General features: G+C 57.4%; 6 protein-coding genes. 5 read left to right on the top strand and 1 reads right to left on the bottom strand.

Annotated features, from left to right (window positions below; genetic code table 11):
- Positions 1–234 precede the first annotated feature (234 nt).
- Positions 235–678, bottom strand: a complete 444-nt coding sequence (locus Q363_RS31045) for a hypothetical protein (protein WP_157468019.1) — start codon at positions 676–678, stop codon at positions 235–237.
- Positions 679–969: 291 nt separating this feature from the next.
- On the opposite strand from Q363_RS31045, the gene Q363_RS45080 reads away from it, so the two are divergent.
- The 5 genes from Q363_RS45080 (at position 970) to Q363_RS31030 (ending at position 3061) form a co-directional block, all read left to right on the top strand.
- Entirely contained in the window at positions 970–1113 is a 144-nt protein-coding gene (locus Q363_RS45080) for a hypothetical protein (protein ID WP_245632594.1), read from the top strand.
- A gap of 241 nt (positions 1114–1354) precedes the next feature.
- The gene (locus Q363_RS45075) at positions 1355–1639 is read left to right on the top strand and encodes a hypothetical protein (RefSeq protein WP_245632593.1); all 285 of its coding nucleotides are present in this window, start codon (positions 1355–1357) and stop codon (positions 1637–1639) included.
- Positions 1611–1949: a transposase gene (locus Q363_RS45070; protein WP_245632592.1), complete on the top strand. Its 339-nt coding sequence runs from the start codon at positions 1611–1613 to the stop codon at positions 1947–1949. Before Q363_RS45075 ends, Q363_RS45070 begins: the two co-directional genes overlap by 29 nt.
- Positions 1950–2037: 88 nt before the next feature.
- Entirely contained in the window at positions 2038–2589 is a 552-nt protein-coding gene (locus tag Q363_RS31035; RefSeq protein ID WP_169747206.1) for a hypothetical protein, read from the top strand.
- Positions 2590–2857: 268 nt separating this feature from the next.
- The gene (locus Q363_RS31030) at positions 2858–3061 is read left to right on the top strand and encodes a hypothetical protein (RefSeq protein WP_035358509.1); all 204 of its coding nucleotides are present in this window, start codon (positions 2858–2860) and stop codon (positions 3059–3061) included.
- The last annotated feature ends 95 nt before the right edge of the window (positions 3062–3156 follow it).

Here is a 3156-nt window from a genome sequence, read left to right as displayed (position 1 = left end):
ACGGATTCTGATCAGACGAAAGCGCGCTCTCCCGAGCGCGCCCAGAAGATTTCGTGCTTTTCTCTTGACAAAGACTTACATGGATGCCCGTCATCTGGGAGGAACCGCCAAAGACAAGGTGACGACATTTTCGGCTTGCCTACATCGGTGTGCGTTACGGCGTCCGAGGTAATGCAACTCACAGAAAATGGCGGCGCATCCCTGAGAACGGAAACGCCGCCAGGACCTGGCCAGCTACTTCAAGGTAATGTCGCGTGTCAGGATACTAGCGACTAATCGTGCATTTTGCACACGCTTGTCGATCACCTGCTGCTCCTTGCTCTTGTCGCCATACTGCTTCATACGGAGATCGAGAACTTTTTGTGCGAGGCCGTCGAGGGCCGCGAAGTTCTTATAGCTGAGGGTGAAGCCAATGTCCCAGTCTTCTGGATTGGCTCTCGTAGTGTTCAGGAAGATGCTGTAGTTTTCAATCAACCCCGCCTTCTTTTCCGCGTCCCAGATCGGTTTGACATTAGCCTTTAAGTCGTCCATGAACGCGTTGAAATGTCCGGGCAATATTCGGATCAACGTGACCCGAGTGACTCCCCCTTCGGTGTATTGGTCTTGTGCCACTGCGGTGGCGACCGACAACAAAGAGAGACAGAGTACTGCAACAGCGAACCGGATAGTTTGCTTCATAGCACCATTGACCTCCTCGAAATTGATGCCGCGGAGTCTAATTGATTCCGTGGGCTGCCGTAAAGACCGCAACAAGGCGATGTCATAGAGCATGCAGATGTTGGATGGGGTGGATTCTGCATGGCGCCGAGGACGACACCTGGTACCGGCGCATGGAGCGCGACTTTGGTTTGGCCATCCGTCCCAAGAATTGATGTTGGGATGTCGGCTGCTCTTATCCAATCCGATAAAAATGGGATGGGCCGCCGCCTTTACCCGGCCAGGTATAAGAGGCACACGGGGAGGCGTCCCATGGAACTACACACGATCGGCATCGACCTTGGCAAGACGGTGTTTCATCTTGTTGGTCTCAACCTGCGCGGCGAAGTAGTGGTGCGCAAGAAGTTCTCGCGACTGCAGTTGTTGCGCTTCACGGCGACCGGCAGGTCCAGTTGATCGGCATGGAAGCCTGCGGCGGCTCCCATTTTCTCGGCCGTGCGCTGCGAGAACAAGGGCATGAAGTTCGGGCTGATTCCGGCGCAGTATGTGAAGCCATACGTGAAGACGAACAAGAGTTACTACATCACGCCGAGGCGATTGCAGAGGCCGTGGGTCGACCCACGATGCGTTTCGTGCCGATTAAGACCGATGATCAGTTGGATCTCCAGTCTCTGCATCGGTGCGCGAGCGCTGGGTGATGCGTCGTACTGCAGTGGTCAACCAGATTCGCGGCTTGTTACTGGAGCGAGGCATTACTCTGCGGAAGGGACGATGCCATTTGGATGCAGCGTTGCCAGGGACTCTGGAAGACGGCACGAGCAAGCTGTCGGGCGCGGTGCGCTTGCTGCTGGCGCAACTGAAGCTGGAACTGGATCAGTTGGCCATACGGCTCCAAGAAGCCGATGCGCTGGTTCAGAAGACCGCACAGGAGAGCGAAGTCTGTCGACGGCTGGATGCGACTCCTCGTCGCAGCCATCGGTAATGGAGCGGCCTTTCGCAAGTGCAGGCAGTTCGCAGCCTGGATTGGGTTAGTTCCGCGCGAGCACTCAACCGGCGGCAAGCAAAAGCTGCTCGGCATCAGCAAGCGCGGGAGCTCTTACTTGCGAAGGCGGTTTGTACAGGGTGCACGCGCCGTCCTGCAGTGTCGAGACAAGCAGTCTCCCGGCCTGAGTGCATGGTTGGCACAGCTTACAGCGCGTACCCACTACAACGTCGCCGGTGTGGTGTTGCCAATAAGTTGGCACGCATGGCCTGGGCTGTGCTCTCCACAGGCGAAGCCTATCGGCCACTGAGCTGGCCTGCAGATGACGCCTGGCTAAAGCCAGGTTTGGAAATCGCGTACGGTTACCCGCTGAGCCTGCCACACCGAGGTAAGATGACATGGAAAGCCGAATCAACATGGAGCCGAATATGAACCTCAGGAAAATCGGCGCGACTGCGCTGTGTTGTTGTGCGATCTTTGCGGTTTCGATCCCCATTGCCGCGCAGACGATGACCAAGGCGCTTGTCGCGGAAAAGATCCGCCGGGTGGAGGACGGCGTGGACGAGTTCAGGAATTACCTGGAACGTCGTGGTGACAACGCAAGAAATGCAACCTCGACAGCCCAACAGAGCGGCCGTGCGTCGGGCCGCCGAGGTACGGCAAATACCGAAGCAAGAAAGGCAACTGCTCAAGCAGGCAAGGACGAGTTGGACGATGCCCTAGGCAATCTGAACAGTTCCACAAACAGGCTACGACGCAAGTTCGACGCCACCGAGAAATGGATAGAAACGAAGGCTCAGGTCGAACGTGTGGTCGACGACGGTCGCAGGATCAACCAAGTTGTCGCCAGAGGGAAGTACGGGAGCGACGTGGCTAGACTGTGGGCAACCCTTCGGAACGGCATCAACGATCTGGCACGTGCGTATAACGTGGCACCGTTAGGGGTGTGAGGTTGGTTCCGATCAGTTGTCCCTGCGTTGGAACTTCTCGATATGGGCGGCCGCAGAATATCCGGCTCGGAGTAAACGAGGATTTTGCAAAGGCACGGGCTTGAGGGACGGGCAGCTCTGGATCTACGATCCCCGACGTCCCGAAGCAGGAGCGGGCGCCGGCGGTGGCCGATCAACTCTATCTGGAATTCGACATCACCAACAGGGCCGAGGGCATCACGGTAACGCGGCACAACTGCAGGACGGATGACTCGATCTCGGCGTGTTCATGGTGCCCGAGCACGGCCCTGTGGAGGACCCAACCTGGAATGTGCAGGAATGGAAACAGCGTGTGCTCGAGAGGCTGCAGGTTGATGAGAGCATCAACCCCGCCAGCCGCGAGGCGATCAGGAGCTACGTCCAGCTTCAGGTGGACACGCCCGAATTTCGCTTGCCCGCGCTGGACCTAGCCAGGTGCAAGCGGCTGCACTAGGTACTGTGACCGCTTGAATGAGTAGTTCAGTTTCAGGCGTGCCAGCTTCCTTGTGAACTTCCACTTGATGGTGATCTTGTGGCGGTTTGCACTGC

The sequence above is a fragment of the Edaphobacter aggregans DSM 19364 genome, from assembly GCF_000745965.1.
Classification (GTDB): domain Bacteria; phylum Acidobacteriota; class Terriglobia; order Terriglobales; family Acidobacteriaceae; genus Edaphobacter; species Edaphobacter aggregans.
This window is presented reverse-complemented; position numbering and strand designations above follow the sequence as displayed.